The sequence below is a fragment of the Allobosea sp. GW821-FHT10B12 genome (assembly GCF_059415545.1).
The window spans coordinates 278,691-303,089 of sequence record NZ_JBWKNL010000007.1; the positions used below are offsets into that span (position 1 = coordinate 278,691).

General features: G+C 67.2%; 19 protein-coding genes. 4 read left to right on the forward strand and 15 right to left on the reverse strand.

Annotation, left to right across the window (positions count from 1 at the left end; genetic code table 11):
- Positions 1-15: 15 nt before the first annotated feature.
- The 15 genes from AC07O0_RS23575 to AC07O0_RS23645 all read right to left on the reverse strand — a co-directional run bounded on the left by AC07O0_RS23575 (position 16) and on the right by AC07O0_RS23645 (position 20,065).
- Positions 16-696: an orotate phosphoribosyltransferase gene (locus AC07O0_RS23575; protein WP_494626238.1), complete on the reverse strand. Its 681-nt coding sequence runs from the start codon at positions 694-696 to the stop codon at positions 16-18.
- Positions 693-1,988, reverse strand: coding sequence for a Zn-dependent hydrolase (locus AC07O0_RS23580; RefSeq protein ID WP_494626240.1), 1,296 nt, complete (start codon positions 1,986-1,988; stop codon positions 693-695). Before AC07O0_RS23580 ends, AC07O0_RS23575 begins: the two co-directional genes overlap by 4 nt.
- Complete coding sequence (locus AC07O0_RS23585; RefSeq protein ID WP_494626242.1) at positions 1,985-2,947, reverse strand: dihydroorotate dehydrogenase; 963 nt, start codon at positions 2,945-2,947, stop codon at positions 1,985-1,987. The genes AC07O0_RS23580 and AC07O0_RS23585 overlap by 4 nt, the downstream gene beginning before the upstream one ends.
- A complete protein-coding gene (locus tag AC07O0_RS23590; protein ID WP_494626244.1) occupies positions 2,944-3,819 on the reverse strand; it encodes a dihydroorotate dehydrogenase electron transfer subunit in 876 nt (291 codons plus the stop codon). The genes AC07O0_RS23585 and AC07O0_RS23590 overlap by 4 nt, the downstream gene beginning before the upstream one ends.
- Positions 3,820-3,829: 10 nt before the next feature.
- Positions 3,830-5,077 (reverse strand): MFS transporter, encoded by a 1,248-nt coding sequence (locus tag AC07O0_RS23595; protein WP_494626246.1) that lies wholly within the window; start codon positions 5,075-5,077, stop codon positions 3,830-3,832.
- 339 nt (positions 5,078-5,416) lie between these two features.
- Positions 5,417-6,328 (reverse strand): helix-turn-helix domain-containing protein, encoded by a 912-nt coding sequence (locus AC07O0_RS23600; RefSeq protein ID WP_494626247.1) that lies wholly within the window; start codon positions 6,326-6,328, stop codon positions 5,417-5,419.
- Between the two features lie 202 nt (positions 6,329-6,530).
- A complete protein-coding gene (locus tag AC07O0_RS23605; RefSeq protein WP_494626248.1) occupies positions 6,531-8,708 on the reverse strand; it encodes a tetratricopeptide repeat protein in 2,178 nt (725 codons plus the stop codon).
- Positions 8,699-9,718, reverse strand: coding sequence for a family 8 glycosyl hydrolase (locus AC07O0_RS23610; protein WP_494626250.1), 1,020 nt, complete (start codon positions 9,716-9,718; stop codon positions 8,699-8,701). The genes AC07O0_RS23605 and AC07O0_RS23610 overlap by 10 nt, the downstream gene beginning before the upstream one ends.
- Positions 9,715-12,171, reverse strand: a complete 2,457-nt coding sequence (locus AC07O0_RS23615) for a cellulose biosynthesis cyclic di-GMP-binding regulatory protein BcsB (protein ID WP_494626252.1) — start codon at positions 12,169-12,171, stop codon at positions 9,715-9,717. Before AC07O0_RS23615 ends, AC07O0_RS23610 begins: the two co-directional genes overlap by 4 nt.
- Positions 12,168-14,351, reverse strand: a complete 2,184-nt coding sequence (gene bcsA / locus AC07O0_RS23620; protein ID WP_494626254.1) for a UDP-forming cellulose synthase catalytic subunit — start codon at positions 14,349-14,351, stop codon at positions 12,168-12,170. The genes AC07O0_RS23615 and bcsA overlap by 4 nt, the downstream gene beginning before the upstream one ends.
- Before the next feature lie 24 nt (positions 14,352-14,375).
- Positions 14,376-15,146: a cellulose biosynthesis protein BcsN gene (gene bcsN / locus AC07O0_RS23625; RefSeq protein ID WP_494626256.1), complete on the reverse strand. Its 771-nt coding sequence runs from the start codon at positions 15,144-15,146 to the stop codon at positions 14,376-14,378.
- A gap of 505 nt (positions 15,147-15,651) precedes the next feature.
- Positions 15,652-16,551, reverse strand: coding sequence for a metallophosphoesterase family protein (locus AC07O0_RS23630; protein WP_494626257.1), 900 nt, complete (start codon positions 16,549-16,551; stop codon positions 15,652-15,654).
- 67 nt (positions 16,552-16,618) lie between these two features.
- On the reverse strand, positions 16,619-18,184 hold the full coding sequence (locus AC07O0_RS23635; RefSeq protein WP_494626259.1) for an ABC transporter substrate-binding protein: 1,566 nt from the start codon (positions 18,182-18,184) through the stop codon (positions 16,619-16,621).
- A 49-nt stretch (positions 18,185-18,233) separates the two neighbouring features.
- A complete protein-coding gene (locus AC07O0_RS23640) occupies positions 18,234-19,136 on the reverse strand; it encodes an ABC transporter permease (protein WP_494626261.1) in 903 nt (300 codons plus the stop codon).
- 5 nt (positions 19,137-19,141) lie between these two features.
- Positions 19,142-20,065 (reverse strand): ABC transporter permease, encoded by a 924-nt coding sequence (locus AC07O0_RS23645; RefSeq protein ID WP_494626263.1) that lies wholly within the window; start codon positions 20,063-20,065, stop codon positions 19,142-19,144.
- A gap of 173 nt (positions 20,066-20,238) precedes the next feature.
- Between AC07O0_RS23645 and AC07O0_RS23650 the strand changes: the two genes are divergently transcribed.
- From AC07O0_RS23650 to AC07O0_RS23665, 4 genes are all read left to right on the forward strand, one after another.
- Positions 20,239-20,997 (forward strand): HAD-IIA family hydrolase, encoded by a 759-nt coding sequence (locus AC07O0_RS23650; protein WP_494626265.1) that lies wholly within the window; start codon positions 20,239-20,241, stop codon positions 20,995-20,997.
- The gene (locus tag AC07O0_RS23655) at positions 20,994-21,905 is read left to right on the forward strand and encodes a MurR/RpiR family transcriptional regulator (RefSeq protein WP_494626267.1); all 912 of its coding nucleotides are present in this window, start codon (positions 20,994-20,996) and stop codon (positions 21,903-21,905) included. Before AC07O0_RS23650 ends, AC07O0_RS23655 begins: the two co-directional genes overlap by 4 nt.
- A 153-nt stretch (positions 21,906-22,058) precedes the next feature.
- Positions 22,059-22,943, forward strand: coding sequence for a MurR/RpiR family transcriptional regulator (locus AC07O0_RS23660; RefSeq protein ID WP_494626269.1), 885 nt, complete (start codon positions 22,059-22,061; stop codon positions 22,941-22,943).
- 298 nt (positions 22,944-23,241) lie between these two features.
- Positions 23,242-24,390: a mandelate racemase/muconate lactonizing enzyme family protein gene (locus AC07O0_RS23665; RefSeq protein ID WP_494626271.1), complete on the forward strand. Its 1,149-nt coding sequence runs from the start codon at positions 23,242-23,244 to the stop codon at positions 24,388-24,390.
- Positions 24,391-24,399: the final 9 nt, after the last annotated feature.

Below are 24,399 nucleotides of genomic sequence, written 5' to 3' on the forward strand. Positions count from 1 at the left end.
AGTTCGTCCTCTGCTTCAGGTCCGGAGGGCGAGGCTAGCGCGCCCGCCATGGCGGGTCGACCATGCCACCGGGTCGGCCAGGAAACGCTCGATCTCGGCGCGATCCTCCGGCGCGAGCCGCTGGCTGGCCTCGGCGCGCAGAACATCGGCCCAGCTCGCCAAGGCGTGGAGTGTCAGGCCGGCCTCCCGCAAACGATCTCCGGCGCCGGGAAAGGCGTCGTGGTAGAAGATCGTCAGGACATGTTCGACCTCGGCACCCGCCGCCCGCAAGCCGCGCACGAAATTGAGCTTGCTGCCGCCATCGGTGGTCAGGTCGTCCATCAGCAGAACGCGCAGGCCCTCGACCGGCCCACCCTCGACCTGGGCGTTGCGGCCGATGCCGAGCGGCCGCTTGCGGACATAGCGCAGCTTCAGCGCCAGCCTGTCGGCGAGCCAGGCGGCAAACGGGATACCCGCGGTTTCTGCGCCGACGACCGCGTCGAAGCCACCCGGCGCGAACGCCTCGCCGGCATAGCGGGCGGCAAGGTCGCTGACAGCCTGGCGCAGATCGGGATCGCCGAGCAGCAGGCGGACGTCGACATAGACCGGGCTCGCCCAACCGGCGGCCAGGATGAAGGGTTGCTGGCGGCTGACATGGATGGCACCGGCCCTGAACAGCAGCTCGGCGACCTCGCGGCCGATCTCGTTCGCGCTCATCGCACCGCCTCCCTGATGGCGTCCCGCATCACCGCGATCCCGGCGAGGAAGTCATCGATCGCCATCGCCTCATGCGGATTATGCGATCCGTTCTGGTTGCGCACGAAGATCATCGCGCTGGGGATGCCGGCATTGGCGAACACCGCCGCATCATGGCCGGCCCCGCTCGGAATGTCCTCATCGGGCAGGCCGAGATTTCGGGCGGCGGCCTTGAGCCTGGCGACCCAGCCGGCATCCATCACAGCCGGAGCGGATTCGAGCCGGCGATCGACGCGGAATTCGACGCCGCGCTCCTCGCCGATCAGCCCGCATTCCGAGAGGAAGAGGTCGTAGAAGGCCTCCAGCGTCTCGCGATTCTGGCTGCGCACCTCGAAGGAGAAGCGCACCGTGCCGGGAATGCGCGCGATGGCGTGCTCCTGCGGATCGGTGCCGAGGACGCCGGCGGTCACGACGACGTCGCGGCCGCGTTCCAGCAAGGTACGCCAGTGCCGGTCGAGATGGGTGATCAATTCGGCCGTGGCGAAGACCGCATCGCGCCGGAGCCAGCGCGGCACCGCGCCGGAATGGCCGGCCTCGCCGAGGCATTCGACCTCGCGATGGCGGATATTGCCGCGGATGCCGGTGACGATGCCGACAGGCAGATCCCGCGCGACCAGCACCGGGCCCTGCTCGATATGCAGTTCGATCCAGGCCGCGACATCGGCCGGGTCGAGCAGCGGCTTCCCTTGTTCGACGCGGGTCATATCGACGCCGACGGCGGCCATGCACTCCGTCAGGCTCTGCCCGCTGGCATGATCGCGCACGGCAAGATCGGCGGCCGAGAGTTTCCCGAACAAGGCGCTGGAGCCCATATAGGCCCGGCCGAAGCGGGAACTTTCTTCGCCGCGCAAGCCATAGACCTTGATGGTCCGGCGCGGAACGAAGCCCTCTTCCTTGAAACGGGCGATGATGGCGAGTCCGGCGATTACGCCGGCGGCGCCGTCAAAATTGCCGCCTTGCGGGACGGAATCGAGATGCGAGCCGCAGGCGAGGAAGGGCAGTTCCGGCTCACGGCCCTCCAGGGTGACGACGAGATTGGCGCCCGCGTCCCGCTCCGTTGTGAGGCTGAATTCGCGCGCCTTCGCCTCGACGATACCGAGCGCCAGCGATTCGCGCTCGCTATAGGCCTCGCGGGTGATGCCGACGCCATCGCCCGTCGCTTCGCGCAAGGCATCGAACAGCGCCTCGGCGAGGGCGCGGTCGCTCTCGTCGCCGTTGAAGACATTGCGCATCTCGGCCGGTTGTGCAGTCACGAGACCGGGTCCAGCCAGGCGAGATCGGGCTCGTCGGCCTCCTCGATCACGACGCCGCGGATCAGGTCGGCGACGCGCGGGATCTCGCGGCGCAGGCAAAAGGCCGCGAGCCCGTCGATGATCGTCGTCATCGCCGCCGGTTGCAGGAAGGTCGCGGTGCCGACCTGCACGGCGCTGGCGCCGGCGAGCATGTATTCTGCGGCGTCATCGGCAGTGGAGATACCGCCGCAGCCGATCACCGGGATCTTCACCGCCTTGGCGCATTGGAAGACCTGGCGCAGCACGATCGGCTTGATCGCCGGCCCTGACAGCCCGCCCATGATGTTGCCGAGGCAGGGCTTGAAGCTCTTCAGGTCGATCGCCATCGACAGGATGGTGTTGGCGACCACGACCGCATCGGCCCCGGCCGCCTCGGCGGCGCGCGCCACCTCGGGCACGTCGCCGGTATTGGGCGTGAGCTTGACCCAGAGCGGCAGCTTCGTCGCCTTGCGCAATTCGCGCGTCACCTTCTGCGTGGACTCCGCCCGCATCGCGAAGGCCTTGCCGTCCTCCTCGATGTTCGGACAGGAGATGTTGGCCTCGATCGCGGCGATGCCGGGGATCGAAAGCTCGGCCGCGAGGCTGGCGAAGCCCTCCGCCGTCGGCGCCGAGATCGAGACGACCAGCGGCGTGTCATAGGCCGCGTAATGCGGCATGGTGGTCTCGATGAAATAGGGCACGCCCTTCGAGGGGATGCCGATGGCGTTGATCAGCCCGCCCGGCCGCTCGACCACCCGCGGCAGCGGATTGCCGGCCCGCAGTTCGCGCGTGATCGTCTTGGTGACGAAGGCGCCGAGCCGGTTGAAGTCCATCACCTTCTCCAGCCCCTCGGCAAAGGTTCCGGACGCCGGCATGACCGGATTGCGCAGGGTCAGCCCGCCGATCCTGACGGAGAGGTCGACTTTGCCGGTCGCGCTCATGGCAGCGCCTCCATCAGGTCGAAGACCGGACCGTCCCAGCAGACGCGCCGGTTGACGATCTCGCCATTGACGTTGAAGTCGCGGACGCAGCAGTGGCAAAGGCCGATTCCGCAAGCCATTTGCTGCTCCATCGCGACCTGGCCGGGCAGTCCGAACTCGCGCGCCAGGCGCTGCTGCACCCGCATCAGCCGGCTCGAGCCGCAGGTGAAGAAGGCGTCGCAGCGGCCCTCGGCGATCTGGCGGCGCAGGATGCGCTCGACATTGGCGGGCCCGCTGGTCTGCTCGGCATCGGTGACGGCGATGACGTCGGCGCCATGGCGATGGAAGAGCTCGACCGAGACGAGGAGCTCCGGGCGCCTGCCGCTGAAGACCGCGGTCACCTGCGTGCCGTTCGCCTTCGCCGCCTTGGCGAGCGGCGCAAGCGTCGCCAGCCCAGCCCCGCGCCCGACGGCGACGATGTGGCGCCAGCCCGAGTCCAGCGTGAAGCCGACCCCGAGCGGTCCCATGATGTCGAGCCGGTCGCCCAGCCGCAGCGTGTCGAGACCGCGCGTTCCGGCGCCGGTCACCTTGTAGAGGAACTCGACCTGGCGCTTGTGGGGATCGGCGCCGTAGAGGCTCATCGGCCGGCGCAGAAAGGGTTGCTCGCCCGCCGGCTGCGGGCAGAGGAGCTGGAAGAACTGCCCCGGCTGGGCGGCCGCGGCCTGCTCGCTGCAGTTGACCACGAGATGCCGGTACTCGGCATTCACAGCCTCGTTGCGGACGACCTCGGCGAGCTCGGCGACGATGCTCGCCTTCCACGGTGCGGAAGAGCAGCTTCCGCCGATGGCCGCGCCGGATCGCGCGGCCTGAAGTTGATCGTGCTGGATCGACATGGCGATGCGCTCAGGCGAGCTCGGCGCCACGTCGCTCCGGGATCAGGAACCACATGGCGAGGATGTCGAGCACATAGAGCGTCGCCAGCAGGGCGATCGCCATCTCGAAGCTGTAGGCCGCCGCGATCGTCCCGACGACGAGCGGGCCGAAGCCGCCGACGCCGCGCCCGATATTGAACAGGACGTTCTGCGCCGTCGCCCGAGCGGCGGTCGGGAAGAGCTCGCTGATCAGCGCGCCGTAGCCGCCGAGCATGCCGTTGACGAAGAAGCCCATCACCGCGCCTGCGACCAGGAGCTGGAGCGGATCGGTCAGCCGCGAATAGACGACGACCATCACGGCGGCGCCGAGCATGTAGCCGAAGAAGGCGGGGCGGCGCCCGATGCGGTCGGCGATATGGCCGAAGGCGTAGATGCCGACCGCCATGCCGGCGATGGTGACCGAGGTCCAGACGGCCGACTGCGTCAGGGCGAAACCGAACCGGCTCGCCAGATAGTTCGGCAGCCAGATCATCACGCCGTAATAGCCGAAGTTCTGGACCGAGCAGAGCACGACCATGCCGAGGCTCAGCTTCGTCGTGTCCCAATCCTTGACCAGCAGGCGCAGCGCCGATTCCTTCGGGCGGTCCTTGCTGCGGGCGACGAAGACCTCGGGCTCATGCAGCGAATGGCGGATGAAATAGGCGGCGACCGCCGGCAAGATGCCGATGGCGAACATGCCGCGCCAGCCGATCGTCGGCAGCAGGATCGGGGTGGCGATCGCTGCGGCGAGCACGCCGACCTGCCAGCCGAGGCCGACATAGGAGGAGGCGCGCGCCCGCTTCGAGGCTGGCCAGGCTTCCGCGACCAGGGCCATGCCGATGCCGAATTCGCCGCCGAGGCCGAGGCCGGCGATGGTGCGGTAGATCAAGAGGTCCCAATAGCCCTGCGCAAATGCGCATAGGCCGGTGAAGACGGCGAAGAGCACGATCGTCCAGGTCAGGACGCGAACGCGGCCGATGCGGTCCGACAGCATGCCGAAGCCGATGCCACCGAGCACGGCGCCGACCAGCGTCGCGGTGACGAGCGAGGCGGCCTGGCCCTGGGTGAGCTGCAGATCGGCCGAGATCGTCCGCAGCATGAAGCCGAGGATCAGGAGGTCGAAGCCGTCCATGGCATAGCCGATGGCGGCGCCCCACAGGGCTTTGCGAGCCTTGCCGTCGACCTCGGTCGGAGCGGATAGGGCGATGGAGCCGCTCATGGCGGCCTGGTTGTCACTCACGGCGAATTCCCCCGTTCTGCTTTTCTTTGCGATGCGTACGAAAACGCCAAAGCACCAGCGTGCGCTTCCGCGCGCGGCTGCCGGCCGGCTGGTTGTCGTCGGAGTTTGGGCATTCGCCCGCTTTCTCAGGGCGCTTGCTGCGCCGCTTGGCGGCCAAGGCATCAGCTCGGCCGCGAGAAATTCACCACGGCACCGGAAAGTTCGGTGCGATCGCGTGATCATTCTATGTCACGCTAAAATCTCAATTGCAAGAACAATCTCAATTTTGCGACAAGTGGCGGCTGAGGCTTATTCGTGCGACGAAACCGAAGGTGTCGACGATGGTGCGGCGCGCGAACCTCAGACCAGTTCCGGCGCCGAAGGCTGCGCGATCCCAGACCGATCGAGGACGGCCCGCAGGACCGCTCCTGCCTCGCTGCCCTTGAGGGCACGGCGCCAGAGCCCGTCGGCAATCTCCTCGTAGAGCCGAACCGGCTCCTCATCCGCGGTCAACATGGCGATGCCGGAGCGGACATTCGGCAATTCGCCGCCCAGCCGGAACGGGCTCAGGCCAAGTAGCGTCTTCTCCGCAGTGCGGAAAAGCTGGAAGGTGATGTTCGGCAGCGTCTCCTCGATCAGGCCGATCTGCACGCCCATCGGCTCGCTTTCGATCAGGCCGATCAGGTGCTCGACCTCGGCACGCGCCGCCAGGCGGCGCTGAGCCAGTTCGGGGGCCGGCAGATTGAAACGGCCGACGACTCCCAGCTTGAGCCAGCGCTCGATCTCGAGGACGTTGACGAAGTTGACGACGCTCAAGCGGCGGCGCTTGCGCGCCCTCTTGCGCTCATCGAGGATCGCGATGATCGCCTCGATCTCCGCCACCGCCTGCTCCTGCGCAATATGGGGCGGAAGCGCCTCGACGAGGGTCTGCCGCAGGGAGGCGGAGTAGTTGTCCGAGGTCAGCAGATAAGACAACGGCGGAAAATGCGCGACGACCTGGTCGGCCTGCTCTTCGATCTGCCGCATGCGCTCGAAATAGCTGACCGGGCTGGAATAATACTCGACTCCCGCGCCCAGCAGCGATGCGACGGTCGTCTCCAGCAGCGTCGCCAACCGCTCCAGCGTCTCGATCTTGACGACGCCGCCGCCTTCGATCCGATAGACTGCGGCCCGCGAGATGCCGAGGCGCTCGGCAATGTCCTCTGCCTGAAGCCCCCGCCCCAGACGGTAGGCTTTCAGCCGCTCACCGATTTCGTTGAACCGGATTGCCATCAAGCCGACCTCATCTGGCGCATCATCTGAATCTCAGATTTTAGACAACCTATGCGATTCCAAACCCGATGCGAAGCCGAGTTGTCGTCGGGACCCTCCGTTCGCCGCGCGTTCGCGCCGACATGGGGGCGTCGAAGACGGAGCGCTCGGTTACCGAGAGGCGGTTGCGCTGGTGCGCCGTGGCAGGCTGGCCGAGCGGGGTCTAGTACCTGTCGCGCTGCGTGATGTCCCGGATTGCAGACAGGCCGGACATCGCCTGCGCTGAGCCATTGGCCCGGTAGAGCGCCTGGAAGACCTGCGCAGCATCGTCATAACGGCCGAGATTGAAATAGGACCAGCCGCGCATCAGCATCAGATCGGTGCTCTCGGAGGCATAGCGCGCCCGCTCGCCGAGCGTGATCAGAGCGCTGTTGTAGTCCTTGGCGTCGTACTGGGCATAGAAGCGCTCCGAGAGCAGCAGGGTCTGGAGCTCCTTGCGGCGTGCCGGCGGCAGGTTGGCACTGGCGGCTGCGGCGCTGGCTTCGCCCGTCAGCCCTTGCTGGATTTTCGCATAGGTCTTGCCCGCGGCGGCGTCGGCGGCGACCTGGGCGTTGCCGCTGCGCTGGGCGGCGTCGAAGGCTTCGGCCGCAGCCGCCGGCCGCTTCAGGTTGAGTAGGCACCAGCCGCGCTGCAGCGCGGCTGCTCCACCTGCACCCGTGCCGCAGGAGCCGTTGCGCGGGCGCTCGGCCACCTGGCGGCGCGTCACCACAGCGGCGGGAATGTCGTCTTCGTAGCGCATCGCCGACGCGGGCTCGGCCCGAACGATGCGACGTGGCGCCCGCTCGGCCGGCTCGGGTACCGGGGCTGTCCGCGCGGTCGGGGACGTCTCTGGAAGTGGACGGATTTCCCGCTCCGGGGCTGGGGGGCGTCTGCGGTTCGGGTTCAGCAGATCGGCGATACGCGGTGAGCGGCTGCGCCATTCGGTGATGATCGCGCGCAGGCCGGCCTGATCGCGCAAGCGCTGGTGTACCAAAGCGAGCCCGTAGGCGGCGGGTTCATAGCCGCGATCCCAGGCGAGAGCCGTCTCGAACCAGGTCTCGGCTGGTGCGATCTGGCCGGAATTATAAGCATACCAGCCGAGCCCTGCACCGCCGGGAGCATAACGGTCGACGCCGACGGTTCTGGCGATGCGCTCGATGACGGCGCGCTCGAGCCGCGGCGCCGGCTCCTGGGCGATCAGTGCGGTGGCGACGTCGAGATAGGCTTTCCGGTTTGCCGGGCCGGCTTCGAGCCATTGCGCGCCGAGCGTCTCCGCCTCCTGGTATTTCTGCTGTGCGCCGAGCGCGAGCACGGCACCTTCCGCCGCCTTGGCGCCGCCATTGCGCGCGAGCGCGGTCTGGAACCAGGTCACAGCCTTGGCCGCGTCGTTGTGGCGGAAGAAATAGAAGCCGAGCAGGATCGCATCATCTGGTGTCGCCGCCGCATTGGCGAGCGCCTCGATGCGTCGGAGCTCCTCGGACGTCGCGGTCAGGGTCGGCTCTTCCGCCGCCTTGCCGATATGGCGCCGCGCGATCTCGTCGCGAATGCTCGAGAACTCGCTCTGCTTCTCTTGCGCCAGCAACGGATTGACCAGCGCCTCCGGCAGGCTGGACAGCGCCTTCTGCATGGTTCCGACCCGCTCGGCCGGATTGGCGCAGTTAGTCAGCACATAGGAATAGGCGTCGCGCGCCCGCTCCGGGGCGCCGGTCTGGACGAAGGCCTCGGCCACGCGCCAGAGCGCATCGACATTGCCGCAGGTCAACAGTGCCGGCGTCTCGATGCCGATCCGGATCACCTGCTCCCATTGCTTGGCATTGGCGGCGTTGACCAGGCGCTGGCCGGCTTCGGCCCGGTCGAGCTGGGCGAGGAGGTCGGCGGGAGCCTGCCAGTTCGGATCGGCCGTGCCGCGCTGGGCGATCGCCGCCCGCGCCTCGCCGAACTTGCCCTCGGCGAACAGCTTCCAGATCCGTTCGAGCTCGGGATCGCCGGTCGGTTGCGGCGATGTCAGGTCGGTCGGCGGCTTCCATTCGGGGTAGAGGGCACGCAGCCGGGCGAGCTCCGCTTCGTAGCGGCGGGTGTCCCCCTGGCTGGCGAAATAGCGCAGCGCCGTCTCGTCGACCCTCTGCGCCTGCCCGGGCGGCGGCGTCCGTCCCGGCACCGCAGGGGCCTGAGCCAGTTCGGTCTCCAGCTGCCCAGCCGCGGGCAGGGCGGGTTGGCTGGAATCGGGATGCGTCTCGGCCTGCGCCTGCTGCACCGCCGGCACCGGCGCCTCCGGCCAGCTGAGATCATGGCCATAGCGGCCCAGCGCGTAGAAGGCGGCGCCGGAGGCCGCGACGGCGATCAGCGCGGATTTCACATGCATTGCGGATACCTCTCGCTCAGCATCGAGAGGGCAAGCAGATGCAGCGTCGATGGGTAGTAGGCCGTCGGCTGGAAGGTTTTCAGTTCGGCTGGGATGGGGGTGCGGTCGAGCGCGCAGGCCATGGCGGCCGCCAGTATGCGATAGCCGGCATCAGGCAGTGGCTCTGCCGGCTTGCCGCTCGGCACGTCGATCACGGCCGTGCCACCGGCCCAGGCCTGGCGGAACGGCTCGAGGCGTTGCCTGTCGGCGATGCCGGCCCGCAGCAGATAGAGCGGGATGCGCAAAGCGTTGTAGCCGAACTGCGGCGGGAAGCCGTCGGCGGGCTTGGGCTCGCCTTTCAGCGAGAGCCAGTCGGCGGCAGGGGTCTTCCGCCTGGCGAGATCGTCGAGCAGCTTCAGTCCGCTGGCCTGCGCCTGCATCCAGCCCTGATCGTTGGTGAGGCGCGTGAGGATCGGGAAGGCCTCGAACACCCAGTAGGACAGGTTGATCACCAGCCCGTCCGGCCGCTCCTGCTCCGAAAAGCCCTTTGCCGCCGGCATCAGCCAGGTTTCGCTGCCGCGTTTCACCAGCGCGACCTTGGCGAGCGAACGGGCGATCTGGCGGGCCGCGGAGGTATAGGCCGGCATCGACCAGCGGGTCCCGGCGCAAGCGAGCGCTTCCGCGATCAGCAGGTCGCCGTCGCTGGCGTTGTTGATGTCCGTGACCCGAGGCGTCGCCTTCGGGTCCCAGCGCCAGGCGGCGAGGCCGTCGTCGCGGATCAGCAGCTCCGTCCGGGTGAAGGAGAGGATGCTGGCGAAGCTGCCGCGGTCGCCGGCGAGGCAGGCCAGCAGCAGCCCATAGCCCTGACTCTCGCTATGGCTGATGCCGCCATTGGCGTCGTCGACGACCCGGCCCTCGGCCGTGACGAATTTCTGCCGGTAGAGTTCCCAGGCACCGGCGGGGAGGGCGGCCTGTGCGCCGGAGGTGAAGCCGAGCAGCGTGGTGGCCAGGGCTGCGCGAAGCCGTTTCATGAGCGCCTCCCCAGGCGCCCGAACAGGAGGAAGGTGCCGATACCGAGGCCGATGCAGGCTGCAAGCAGCGTCAGCGCGTAGATGCCGATATTGCTCGACATCCAGTTGGCGAAGACGAGGCGCATATTGGCGAGGCTGAACGCCCGGGTCATGACGAAGGTCGTGCTGTCCGCCGAGAGGATGTGGTTGTCCTGCCCGCTGCGGAAGGCGGTGAGCTTGCCGGCCATGCCGGCCCAGTTGCCGGGGGTGACGAGCCTGTCGACGTTCCTCTCCAGCGCCTCCTCCTGGCGCACGACGAAGGCGGTCCAGACCTGCCTTGTGTCGGGGTCGCTCGCCTGGGCGGCGATCAATTCGGCGCCTTCGGCCGGCTCATAGAGCGCGGGCGCGCGCGAGGGGGTGCGCAGCTGGGCGAAGGAGAGATCGAAGGTGCGCTGCAGCCATCGGTCGAAGCTGATGAAATAGCGCGCGAGGGGGCCGCCGAACGAGCCGCGCCAGCGATCGCGGATCGCCTCGGTGCTCGGCGCGACGCCGCCGGAATCCTCGGGCGTCGTCTGCCGCCCCTGAAAGCGGTTGATCACAGCGTCGAACACGGCCGTGCCCTCGGTCTCCGGCACGAGGACGACGGCATCCGCGCGCTGCGGCCAAGTGCTGCGGACATTGTCGGCGATGCCGATGCGCGGCAGCAATCCTGCCGGCATCTGGCCGGCGGCGCCCAGGATCAAGGCGGGGCGGTTGCCGATGGCGGCGGCGCTGCCGATGACATCGACCGGGAGCGGCCGGTCGGCGCGCTGGGCGAGCCTTGCAAGCAGGGTCGCAGCAGCGCCCAGATTGGGAATGTCCAGGCGGCCGACGAGCAGGGCGATCTGGGAGGTGATCGAGTAGGGAAAACCGGTTCCCGCCACCGCCGCAAGATTGGGGCTGACGCCGATCTTGGCGAAGTTCGGGATCGCCAGGGCCGTGGTGTCGAACAGCGCAAAGCGGTTCTTTCCGGGCAATGTCGCGCCCGGCCCGCAGGCGAGGTCGGACTTGGCCGGTGTCACGGCCTCGAACCAGATCTCATTGATGCCGGGCCGGAAATGCCGGAGCGGTATCGTGATCGGGGTTTGCTGAAAGAGGCCACCGCTCGTCGTATTGAGCGGCACGGTCGCCGCGACATTGCCGTTGACGAAGATCTCGATATGGCTGTCGCCGGGCAGGACCTCGGAATAGGCGCCGTCGAGATACAGCGTCGCTTCGCCATAGGCGTTGGCGTAGAAGTCTCCCGGCATCGCGATGACGGCGCGCACGCGCATGCGCCGTCCCGAGGATTCCTGCGTCGTAATCCCGAGTTCCGAAAAGCGCAGCACCTGGCTGTCGGAGATGAACGGCGCATCGGGGATGTGCCAGCTCGCCGTGGCCATCGTCTTGCGGTTGATGTTGGTCGGCCGGGAGACCGGCCCGGTCAGGAGCCTGGCGATGGTCGCTTCGAGGTCTTGCCAGCTCTCTGCGGTGACGAGCAGGGCGGCAGGTCCGAGCTTAGGATGCGTCGTGAAGCCGACGAAGCTCCCGACGCCAGCCTCCGCCGGCAAGATGCCGATGAGGTCGCGCAACTCCTTGCCCGTCCCGAGCAGGACGGTCAGCATGCCGGGGCGGACCCTGTCGGGCAGCCGCTCGGAGATCCGAATGGTCGTCTGGCTGTAGCGGCCGCGCAACGCGACGCCTTGCGCGACGGCGAGAATGCTGTTCGCGGCAACGGCGCTCGCCGCGCCCGGCGCGACGATATGGATGGTCGTCTGCCCGGTCTCGTCGGCGCCGACCGCTGGCAGGTCGTCGATGCTGCGCAGTCGCGATTGCTGTGCCGGGTTCCTGAAGCTGAGCCGCGTGCCGGCGCCGTCGATGCGCGTCCACAACTCATAGGTGGAGGCGATCGTGCAGTCGGTGCGGTGGCGCTGCACGGCCTCGAAACGAATCGTGTTCTGGCCGGGCCTGAGCAGCCCTTTGCGGATCGCCGTCGAGGTCCGCTTGAGGCGATCGGAGGAGGCGATCGGCGCTTCCATGATGCGCTCGCCATTGATGCGCACCGTCAGGCGCGAGGCCTCCGGCATCACCACCAGCGCATTCTGGAAGGCGATGTCGAGATTGAGATCGGCGCCGGCCTCGTCCTGGGTCAGGTAAAAGGCCCAGCTGCGTGCATCGCCTTCGCCTTCGAGCATGACGCGGGCGGCCGGCAGCAGCGGCTTGAAGGCAAAACTGGCGGGAATGGCGGGCACCACTGGTGCCGGTGCCGGCTCTGCCTGCGGTCTGGGTTCCGCCGGCCGGGCGGCCGCAGGTTGCTGGGCGGGCGGGGCAATCATGAACGGCGCCGGCTCGTGCGGCGGCGTCGGCTGGGCCTCCTGTGCCCAGGGCGCGGAGCCCGGGTTCAGGATCGGAAGAGCTGCCGCCACGGCCAATATGGGCAGGAGGCGCGCTCTCATTCCGCCGCCCTCCGCGCAGGATTGGAGCGGGCAAAGCGGGCGAGGCCGAAGAAATAGGACAGGCCACGACTGGTCTGGAAGATGGCGAGGCGCAGGAAGCGCAGGGTGCCGTAGATGACGCCCATGTTCTGGCGCCGTGCCTTCTGGAAACTGCTCCAGACCCCGGCGTCCGAGAAGGCGAGATCGGCGATGATGCGGCTGTGCAGCGGCTCACTCGGCTCGTAGCGGCAACCGAGCACCAGGCCTTTTGCGTCCGGAGCGGTGCGGACCACACGCACGGGGAGCGCCCCGGGGGGCATCGCGATCGACGTCTCGAAGGTGATCTCGCCCGTGCTGTTCGCCGGCAGCGTGTCGAACCCCTTGGACAGGATCCGGACGGCAACGCCGTCGACGGAGACGTTCTCGGTGATGATCGGCGCTGTGCGGCCGTCGACGTTGATCTCGCCTCGACGCTTCACCGGGAAACGCCGGGCGCCGCGCCCTTCCGGCCGCTCCGAGACCACGCCGAGCGCGCAGCCCGCCATCAACAGGTTGAGGATGTTCCAGAGCCCGACGACGAGGGTGGTGTCGGCATTGTAGGGCTGGGTGATGGTGCGCCAATAGGTGGCGACGACGCCGAGCGCGAGCACGGCGAAAATGATGAAGAAGGGCAGGCCGAGCTCGGAAACGCGCCGCGTTCCGAGCTCTTCGCTCTTGGCGGTGACCTTGAAGGTCGGCTTGCCGGGGTTGATGAGAACCGAGATCACCGCCGGCAGCAGATAGACCGACTGGATGAACTCGTAGAGTTCGGAGATCCATGGCCAGCGATAACGGCCATAGAGGTAGTTCTGCATCATCAGGTTCACCGCCATGTAGCTGAATACGTAGGCGATGAATTCGGCGCCCGAGGCGGTGAAGATCTCCAGTCCGAAGAAGAGATAGCAGAGCGGCGCGACCAGGAAGGTCAGGCGCACGAAGGGGAACAGCCAGAACAGGGCCGAGGACGAATAGCACAGGCGTTGCGGCAGCGAGAGGCCGCTTTTCAGCATCGGGCGGTGGTAGAGCAGGATCTGCATCATGCCCTGGGCCCAGCGCGAGCGCTGGCCGATGAAGCTCGCGAAGGTCGCGGGCTGGAGCCCGGCGATCAGCGGCTTGTCGACATAGATGCTGTTCCAGCCGGTGGCGTGCAGGGTGATCGCGGTCTCGGCATCCTCGGTGATGCTGCGGCCGGAGAAGCCGCTGGTCGTCTGCAGAGCTGTGCGGCGCAACACCGCGGCCGAGCCGCAGAAGAACGAGGCGTTCCACTTGTCGAGACCGCGCTGGATGATGCCGTAGAACATCTCGTTCTCGGACGGCATCGCCTTGAAGGTCCTGAGATTGCGCTCGAGCGGATCAGGATTGATAAAGAAGTGCGGGGTCTGGACCAGGAACAGCTTGGGATCCAGGGCGAAATAGCCGATCGTCTCGGTCAGGAAGTTGCGCGCCGGCGCATGGTCGGCGTCGAAGACGACCACGAGGTCGCCGCTGGAATTGGCGAGGCCGTTGTTGAGATTGCCGGCCTTGGCGCTGATGTTGTGCTCGCGCGTCAGATAGGTGCAGCCGAGCCCTTCGCAGAGCTTCTGCAGGGCTGCCCGGCGCTCGCGGGCGGCGCTGGCGGCAACGAAGTTGTCGGCATTGCATTTCTCGTCGGTACCGCCGTCGTCGAGCAGGTAGACCGTCAACCGGCCGGCTGGATAGTCCATGGCGAGCGCCGCCGAGAGCGTCGTCGCCAGCAGCTCCGGCTCCTCGTTGTAGGACGGGACAAAGACGTCGACCGTCGGAGCATCAGCAGGGATCGGCGGTGCGCTCTTGCGCCGCGGCAGCGGCATCGCGACGACGAACAGGCTGAGGAACAGCATGCCGATATTGTAGAGCTCGGCCAGATAGAGGATCAGGCCGGGAATGAAGTCCTCGAGCTGGTTGATCGGCGGCAGCGTGCTTGTCGTCCGCCAATAGATGTAGCGCAGCACCATCGCGGTACCGAGCCCCAGCGCGATCAGGCGCCAGACGCCGTAGGGGCGCAGGAACTTGAGCAGGATCATTGCCCCGACCACGATCGTCCCGGCGATCAGATGCGCCTGCAGGCTGATCGGCAGCGTGATCAGGGCGACGACCACGGCGGTCGCGATAGCCCAGAAGATGACGTAGCTCGCGGTTCGCATTGGCTCGTGGGGCGCTTTGTGACCTCAGGGTGCGGGTGGTGGCGGAACGGTGGGGTATCCTTCCAGCGGTCCGTCCGAGACCGGCTGCGTGTCACGGGGATCGTCGGCTTCGGCCTGCGGAGCGCGCGGCGGCCGCGGCCGCGTGGCCCGCCGCAGCGCCGGCGCCTCCTGGGCGGAGGCTTGCGGTAGCGGGAAGATCGGGGCGCCGGCCTTGCCGAGCCCCGCTTCCGGCGCGGGCGCGTCTCCGGTTGGATTCCAGCCGCTACGCCGCAAGGAGGCGTTCAGCGAATATTCGTAGGCCAGGCGCAGCAGCGAGGCTTCCGTTGCCTTGGGGTCGCAGATGCGCATGCGGACCGATACCGCCCCCGATCTCGGCCGGAAGATGCTGTCGCCATCGGCGATACGCTGCCAGGCATAGAGGCAGGCCTCGCCACCGGCGCCGCGGCCGAAGGCGTAGCCGAACGGGCCGTATTTGTTCTGGACGAAAACGGCCGACAGCGCCATCGCAGTGCCCGGCAGGCGCTCCTCCAGGTCCCGCGCGACGGCGAAGTCGTCGATCCCCGGTAGTTTGAGCAGATTGCCCTCGACACCGGCACTGTCCGGCAGGTCGGCGGAGGTGAAGAAGGCGACCTGGATCGAGTTCTCACCCGGCGTCCGGCCCCGCGTCGCCAATGAGATCGTCTGCGCGATGGCGTTTTCATAGCTGCGCTGGGTGACGCCGATCACGGGTGGGCTACCGGGAGGGAGCACCACAAGCGCGCGGCTGGGATCGACTGCGAGCGATCGCGTCGCCATCACCAGCTCGGCCTCGGCAAGTCTCTGCTCTCCGCAACCAACGGTGGCCAAGCTCAGACAGCAAGCCACGACAGATCTCGCCGCCCGCCCAGCCGCCGTGCCACGCACCGTGAACCGTATGGCCAGGCGTCGTGCTACGACGTTCATTGGCGCGCCGGTCGGTATTTGATCGGCATCGTCATGGCTCAACCATCGATTAACAGAGGTTAACGAGGGCTTACCCTCATCAACACAACCACAACGCACCGAACGCGCTGAGAACCGTCTGCAATACAGATGATTCGCGCCCTCATTCCAAGAGCGGCGGTTGTCGATCGAGCCTTCACAACGCCAACGGGAGCGTCTCCGACCGATCTCGGGAGCCCGGTCCGCTGGTCGCAGCCGGGTCTCTGGGTCGTCCAGGGAATTGGAAAAGTCTTGGGGAAATCGGTGTTCGGGGTCGACTGGTTCGGGAAAACCGAGGTCAGCCGGGAGGTGCTGCGCGAGCGCAGTCAAGGCCGCCCGATCAGGCTCCGGCAGTCGCCTCCGCCAGTTGCGCCGAAGCGAGTCGCCGCTGCCGCAGCTCGGGATGCTCGTCGAAGGGCTGGAGCGGCGTCATCCAGCGCCGAAGCGTTCCGGCCGTGTCGATGCGGGCGGTGAAGGGGTCCTGGCCGTGCACGGTCCAGGCGATGGTCTCGCCAAGCTCGAGCAGGGCGAAGGCGCCGGCCGGCTCCGGCATGGTGGTGAAGCTCTCGGTCAGCGACTGCAGCGTCAGATGCGGGATCGCATCGACGGTGGTCAGCGTGTTCCAGTGGACATGGCCGGCGATGCAGACCATCGGCACCTTCGCCCGGGCGAGCACGGCACGGACGCGCTCGGCGCCGGGATAGGTCGAGGAGGCCGGGTTGCGCTCGAAATAGTAGTTGCCGGTCTGGCCGTGGCCGGAAACGGGGACATGGCTCATCACCACGAGCGGGCGGTCGGCGGCCTCGATGGTCGCGGCGAGCCAGATTAGATCGGCCTCGCGCAGCACGAAGCCGCCCGGGCGATGGATGCGCGAGTCGGCGGCCCAGAGCACGAGGCGCCAATCGCCGAGGTCGATAGTGCGATGGCCGAGACCCTGGCCGAGGATCGCCTCGTTCTCGGCGACGCTGAGATGGTCGCGATCATGGTTGCCGCAGAGATGGAAGCGCGGCGTCGTGATCGGCGCGAAAGCCTCAGCGACCTCGCGCTCCAGCTGCAAGTCGGTGGCGTGGTCGACATCGGAGATGCGGTCGCCGAGGTCGATCACCGCATCAGGCCTGGCATCGGCGACGAAGCGACGGAACTCGCCCATCAGCGGCAGGGCGGCGGTGCCGACCTTGGTGAAGCTGTTCTCGCCATGGTGAATGTCGGCGACGAAGGCGAGGCGGAGGGAGCGGGTCATGGCGTGGCTCGTCGAGCAGGATTGAAAAAGGGGGCGGGAGCCGGCCGAGCCGGCTCCCGCTGGCACATCAGCGCGCGGCCAGCGTCACGCGGCCGGCGCGGAAATCGAGCACATAGGGGATGTGGCCCTGCAGCGGCCGCCAGGCGAGCGAGCGCTTCATCCCGTAGGACTCATAGGGCTGGTAGAGCGGCAGCACGGGCGGGTCGTTCTTGATTGCCTGCATCAGCGCGGCATAGGCCTGCTTGCGCTCGCTAAGGTCGGTCGAGAAGCGGAACTTGTCCCACAGCGCGACATAGGCGTCGTCGGCCTTGAAGCGCCCCTCAGAGGCGGAGTTGCCGGTCGGCGCCCACATGATGCCGAAGGCGCCGGCAGGGTCGGGGAAATACATCGGGTTCGACCAGCCGCGCGCCATCATGGTCGGGTCGGAGCCGGTCCACTGCTCGGTGACGTTGAGCTGCATCTTGACGCCGACGGCGGCCCACATCTCCTGGATCGCCTGCGCTGCGAGCAGGCCATTGGTGTAATAGGCCGCCTGGATGTCGTAGCGGATCGGCGAGCCGTCATAGCCGGCTTCCTTGAGTAGCGCCTTGGCCTTGGCCGGGTCGTATTCGAAGGTGTTCAGCTCCGGCATGTAGAGCGGGCCGAACTGCGCGAAGCTGTGCGAGGTCGGCACCTTCGCCTTGCCGAACCAGAGCGCCTCGTTCAGCGTCTTGCGGTCGATGGCGTAGGACAGCGCCTGGCGCAGCTTGGGATTGGCCATCTTCGGGTTCTGGGTGTTGAAGATGACGACGTGGAAGAGCGGCGTCTGCATGCCCTCGACCTTGAGCTTGGGATCGGCCGCGATCGGCTCGAGCTGATCCGGCGGGACATTGGTGATGAGATCGACCTCGCTGTTCTTGAGCGCCGTCAGGCGGCCCGAGAGCTCTGGAATGCGCGTCACCGTGACCTTCTGGAACGGCGCCTTCTCGCCCCAGAAGCCGTCGAAGCGCTCATAGACCAGGCGCTGGTTCGGCACGAACTCGCTGATCCTGTAGGGGCCGGTGCCGACCGGCTTCAGCGCGAAGGCCTCGAAGTCGGAGGCTTCGGCGACGTTCGGATCGCCGGTCAGGGCCATCACGTATTTCTTCGGGACGATCATGCCCTGCTGGACGTTGAGCAGCGTCTCGAACAAGGGTTCGGGCCGGGTCGCGGTGATGCGGATGGTCTCACCATCGACCGCCTCGACCTTGGCCATGTTCGGCAGCGTGTCGCGCTTGCGCACGGTGTAGGGCGCGAAGGTCGAATTGATGATGCGGTCGAAGGAGAAGACGACGTCCTCGACGCTCATCGGGTCGCCATTGTGGAAGCTGACCCCCTGGCGGATCTTGAGCTCGATCACGGTCGGCGACACTTGAGTCCAGTTGGTGGCGATGCCCGGCTGCCAGACGCTTTCGGCGCGGGTGGCGTCCTTGCCGACCAGCGGATCGAAGGCGTTGAAATAGAACTGCGAGCCGACATTCGAGAAGTCGCGGCCGGGATCGAGCCAGGGCGCCATGTTCTGGACGCCGACCTTCAGTTCCTGCGCCTGGGCGAGGCCGGCGAGGGCGGTCGCCGAGAGCGCGGCGAGCGCCAGTGTCTTCACGATCTTGCGCATGATTGTCGATCCCTTGTTCGGGTGAACGGCATGAACGGCGAGTGGGTGGTCAGCGCCCGCGCAGGCGCGGGTCGAGGCGGTCGCGCAGGGCATCCCCGAGCAGCATGGCGACGAGGCTGACGAGCACGATGACGAGGGCCGGCACGGCGACGATCCAGGGCGCGGAGGCCATGTAGTCCCGCCCCTGCCCGACCATCGAGCCGAGCGTCGCCGTCGGTGGCTGGACGCCGAGGCCGAGGAAGGAGAGCGCCGATTCCAGCAGGATCAGGTTGGAGAAGTTGAGGCTCGCCATGACCACGACCGGCGAGATCAGGTTCGGGATCATGTGGACGGTGGCGATGCGCCAGGGGCCGGCCCCGGCGGCGCGGGCGGCCTCGACGAAGGGCATCTCGCGCAGGCTGAGCACTTGGGCCCGGATCAGCCTGGCGAAATGCGCCCAATAGGCGATGCCGAGCACGCAGATCAGCACCGCGACATCGGTTCCGGCGAGCGCCACAACGAAGAGCGCGACCAGGGTGAAGGGCAGCGACATCATAATGTCGACCAGCCCCATGATCAGCGCGTCGGCCCAGCCGCGCAGCAGGCCGGCGGCGAGGCCGAGCGCCGCGCCCAGCGCCAGGCCGAGCAAGGTGCCGAACAGCGCGAGCGCGAGCGTCAGGCGCAGGCCATGAAGGCAGCGCGAGAGCAGATCGCGCCCGAGCTGGTCAGTGCCGAGCCAGTGGAGAGGGTTGGCACCAGCAGCGCCGACCGGCGGCCTCAATCGCGCCAGCAGCCGCTGTTGGTCGGGCTCGAAGGGCGAGACCAGCGGGGCAAGGATGGCGAGCGCCAGCAGCAGCACTCCGAGCAGAGCGGCTGCCGTGACCAGCAAGTTGGCACCGCCCAGTGTGGGCAGCTTCAGCCGCGGCAGCCGGCGCGGCGACAACATCAGCTTGGCGTCTGCGATCTCGGTCATGGCGTTCAGGCTCCGACCAGGCGCACACGCGGATCCGACGCCGCATAGGCGAGGTCGATCGCGAAATTGACGAGGATCACCGCGCCGGCGACGACGAGGACGCCGAACTGCAGGACTGGATAGTCACGGCGGAGCGTCGCGCCGACGAGCAGGTCGCCGACCCCGTTCCAGGCAAAGACGGTCTCGACCACGACGGCGCCGGAGACGAGCGTGGTGATCTGCAGGCCGAGCACGGTGATCACCGGGATCAGCGCGTTGCGCAGGCCGTGCCGGAGGATGACGGCGCCTTCGGAGAGGCCCTTGGCGCGGGCGGTGCGCATATAGTCCTCGGAGAGGACGTCGAGCATGGCGTTGCGGGTGTAGCGGGTGAGCGCCGCGACGAAATAGGCGGCGAGCGCCACGGTCGGCATCACATAGTGCAGCAGGCTGGCGGAGCCGGCGCTCGGCAGCCAATGCAGCGTGTAGGAGAAGACGAGCAGCAGCAGGATGGCGAGGACGAAGTTGGGCACCGCGTAGCCCATGAAGGCGACGAAGAGCACGCCTTGGCCGCGCGCCTGGCCGCGCCAGAGCGCGGCGAGGATGCCGAGTGGCACGCCGACCGCGACCGTCAGCGCCAATGTCGCAAGCAGCAGGGAGGCGCTCTGCCAGAGCCGCTCGCCGAAAATGACGGCAACCGGCCGCCGCTCCATCAGTCCGAGACCGAAATCGCCCGAGAGCAGCGATTTCCAGAACAGCAGGTATTGCTCGGCGACCGGGCGGTCGAGGCCCCAGTAGATGATCATCTCGGCGCGCGAGGCGGCATCGAGCCCTTCCGGCATCAGGAAGTCGATCGGATTGCCGGTCAGCCGCGTCGCCAGGAAGACGGCGGTGACGATCGCCCAGAGGGTGATCGTCATGCGCAGGAGACGGCTGCCTAGGAATGCGAGCATGGCGTCCTCGGGGACGGGCGGCGAGTGGCGCTGCACGGCCGCTTCAGCGGGCCGTGACCCGAGCCTTCTGGCAGCCTTCCATGACAGGACTATGAATATTGCTCATTCATAACTGTGTTTGACACTGAGACAATCTCAGTTCATGCATGCTCCGCTTGGATGTGGAGTTTGCAGTGCACGCAGCAGACGATATTCGCGGCTGGCTGATCGATCTCGACGGCACCCTGGTATGCGGTGGCCGGGCGATGCCGGGTGCGCATGCCTTTCTGGAAGCCTGCGCTGGCCGTTTCGTCGTGGTCTCCAACGACGCCGAACACACCCCGGCGGAACTCGCGAGCGAGTTGCGGCAATTGGGGCTCGATGTCCCGGCGAACCGCACCGTGCTGGCCGGCGCAGTCGCGCTCGACCAGATCGCAGCGCGGCGGCCGGGTGCGCGCGTGCTCGTGCTGGCGAGTGACAGCTTGGCGCGCCATGCTCGCGAGCGCGGCCTCGTGCCAGTTCGGACGCGGCCCGATATCGTCTTCCTCGGCCGCGACCGGCGCTTCAGCCATCAGCGGCTGGCGCTCGCCGCCAATGCCGTGCGGGCGGGGGCGGAGCTCGTCGTGGCCAACCCGGATCTCGCCCATCCCGGACCTGACGGCGCGATCGTGCCGGAAACCGGCGCGCTGCTGGCGGCGCTGCTCGCCTGTGCCGGCTCGGTGAATTACCATCTCGTCGGCAAGCCCGAACCCGCTCTGTTCGCCGCGGGTTTGGCCCTGCTCGGCCTGCCCAAGCGGTCAGTTGCGATGCTCGGCGACAATCCCAAGACCGATGGCGAGGGCGCCCGTCGCTTCGGCCTGCGCTATGTCGAGATCGCCGGCGGGATTTTCCCGCAAGCGCATGGCGAGACAGCTTGCCCGCGGGAAGAAGCCGTGATGGCCTTGCCGGCATGACCAAGCCAGACACCGACGCGATGCCCGAGAGCTTCGACCGGTCGCGCGCCGGGGCCCATGACGGCTTCGATGGCGTGATCGAACGATTGACCGCACTGCGCCCGGCGTTGCCGCCGACGGCGGCACGCATCGCTGACGTCTTTCTCGCCCATGCGGCCGAGGTCGTGCACATGTCGGTGACGGAGGTGGCCGAGCGGGCGGAGGCGAGCGAAGGCAGCGTGATCTCGCTCTGCCGCCAGCTCGGCGCGCGCGGCTTCCAGCAGGTCAAGATCACGCTGGCGCGTGATCTCGTGCAGCCGGTGCAGTTCATCCACGAGGATCTCGCCCGCACCGACGACACCGGAACGGTGATCGAGAAGATCTTCCGCAGCGATCTGCAGGCGTTGCACGACACCATGAAGGTGCTCGACAGGGGCGCGATGGACAGCGCGGTGGGGGCGATCCGGCGGGCGCGCCGGGTCGAGCTCTACGGCATCGGCAGCGCCGCCCCGATCGCGGAGGACGCCAATTACCGGCTGCTGCGCATCGGCGTCGAATCCAAGGTCGTGGTCGATTCGCACGTCCAGGCGATCAGCGCGTCATTGACCGGCCCCGACGTCGTCGCGATCACGATCTCGCATTCGGGCTCGACCCATGAGACCGTCACGGCGACAAGGCTGGCGCGCGAGGCGGGCGCGACCACGATCTGCATCACCAATTTCGGCAAGTCGCCGCTGCTCGCCTATGCCGACATCGTGCTCAACACCATGGCGCGCGAGACCCAGTTCCGTACCGAGGCGATGACCAGCCGCATCGCCCAGCTCGCCGTGATCGACGCGTTGATCGCCTGCCTGTCGCTGGCCGATTACGACAAGGCGGTGGCGACGATCGGCCGGACCTTCGACGTGCTCTCGACCAAGCGGTTCTAGCGGACTGCCGCGATCGAGCTGCGGCCGCTGCTCCTTCGCGCGACATGGCTTCGGGCAGAAAATTGTGGAATCCGGAATCGGCTCGCGACAGATTCCGCTTGGCCGGGATCGGCAGATATGTGACGCCGCAGCACGAGCGCCAGGAACAGGACGATGCGCCACGTGACCAGCCTGATCGATCGCATGCGGCATGAGGCGCCCGAGATGAATCGGGCCGAGCGCAGTGTCGCCGAGATCATCCTGGCCGATATCGACGGCGCGACGAGGATCAGCACCAAGGATCTTTCCGCGCAGGCGCAGGTCAGCGAGCCGACCGTGGTGCGCTTCGCCCGCCGCATGGGCTGCGATGGTTTCACCGACTTCAAGATCCGCCTGGCGCAGGAATATGCGATCGGCCGGATGTATATCGCCGCCGAACGCCAGCAGCCGGCTGACACCGGCAACGAGGTGGCCGAGCACGTCTACAACGCCACCATCCAGGCGCTGGCGATGGCTTTCAGCCAGCATGATCCGAAAGCGATCGAAGCGGCCGTCGACCGGCTCGACAAGGCGCGCCGCGTCTTCTGCTTCGGCGTCGGCGGCAGCTCGGCCAATGTCGCGACCGAGGCGGAGAATCGGCTCTTCCGCCTCGACGTCGCGGCGTCCTCGACGGCCGACCCCTATCAGCAGCGCGTCATGGCCGCGACCTGCGGCCCGGAGGACGTGCTGCTGATCTTCTCGGTCACCGGCAAGCCGCGCTCGCTGCTCGACAGTGCCGAGATCGCCCGCAGCCAGGGTGCCGGGGTCATCGCGGTCACCCATCCGCCAAGCCCGCTCGCCGAACTCGCCAGCGTGCTGGTGCCGCTGCAGGCCTTCGACGAGGAAAAGTTCTTCTACATGCCCAATCGCGGCCGCTACGGGCAGCTCTTCCTGCTCGACTGCATGGCGACGCTCCTGGGCGCGCGCCGCATGAAGATTGTCTCGAAGAAGCTCTGGCGGGCGCGAGCGACGCTGATCGCCCTGCATGGCAGCACCGAAGGCCAGCCGATCGGCGATTGACTTGGCCATTTGGTAATTTTGCTACATTTTGGATTTCAACAAGAAGATCGTACCAAGAAGCGCGGTCGATCGACGCGCACCCCGCAATTGAAATCAATTATATCAATGATATGTATTAGCTTTCGCCATTGAACGCGGAAGGCTTCCGGCCCTGCATGAGCGACCATGAATGGCATTGTCGCCGGGTGACCAAGGGAGCAGACAGGGCAAACCGCCTCGGTCAGATTGACAAGAAATGTAATCTAGCTACATTCCCGGCTCGTCGCGCCTTGCGCAATAACAAAAGACGAGCCGAGCCATGCAGCCAGCCGACGGGACGATCGTTTCCTTCCAGTTCGACGAGGTCGTAGTCCCCGCCCATCCCGGCGTGATCAACTCGGACAGCCTGGCCAAGCCGCTCCACATGCTGCCGGTCGGCGGCAAGGCGAGCTGGAGCGTGCAGTTCGACGAGCTGCCCAAGCTCATCGTCCGGATGACCTTGAAGAACGGCGTCGTCGGCATCGGCGAGTTCTACCGCGACCATGAATGGCCGCGCATCGAGGCGATCTGCGCCAACCTCCTCGGCCAGTCGGTGTTCGACCTGCCGCTGCAGGATCTGCCGCTGCCGCTTTGCCGCGAATATGACGGCTTCGAATGCGTGATCTGGGACGCCTACGCCAAGACGCTCGGCGTGCCGATGCATCGTCTGCTCGGCGGCGCCATCCGCGACCGGGTCAATGTCAGCGCCTGGTCGAGCCACCGCACGCAAGGTGAGGTCGGCCCCTGGGTGAAGCGCTATTTCGAGCAGGGCTACAAGGTCATCAAATTCAAGTGCGACCTTGAGGACGATGTCGCCGGCTGGTGCGCGCGCATCAAGGAGTATGCGCCCGGGATGAAGGTGATCTTCGATCCCAACCAGCGCTGGGAGAATTCGGGCAATGCCCGCCCGATCATCCGGGAATTGGAGAAGGTCGGCAACGTCCTGCTGCTGGAAGATCCGCTGCCGCGCTGGATGCTGCAGGACTTCGCCGAGCTGCGCCGCTTCTCCTCGATCCCGATCGTGCTGCACGTCTCCCTGCCTTACGTCTATCAGGGCCAGCGTCCGCATGACGCAATCAACGCCATCGCCCATGGTGCGGTCGACGGCTTCAACTTCAATTGCGGCCTCGCCAAGTTCCAGACGCTCGACCATATCGCCGCGACTGCCGGCGTCTATTGCTGGCACGGCTCGGAGGTGGATCTCGGCATCCTCGAGGCGATGTATGTGCATCAGGCCGCGGCGGCGAAGAGCTGCGTCTGGCCGAGCGACATCTTCGGCCGGATGATCCGCAGCCACGATCTGCTCGTGAAGCCGCTCGCTTTCGAACCGCCGCATGTGCGCATCCCCGATGAGGGGCCGGGCCTCGGCATCATCCTCGACGAAGCCGCCATCGCCCGCTTCCGCATCGGCGGCCGCACGATTTCCTGAACAGCGAGC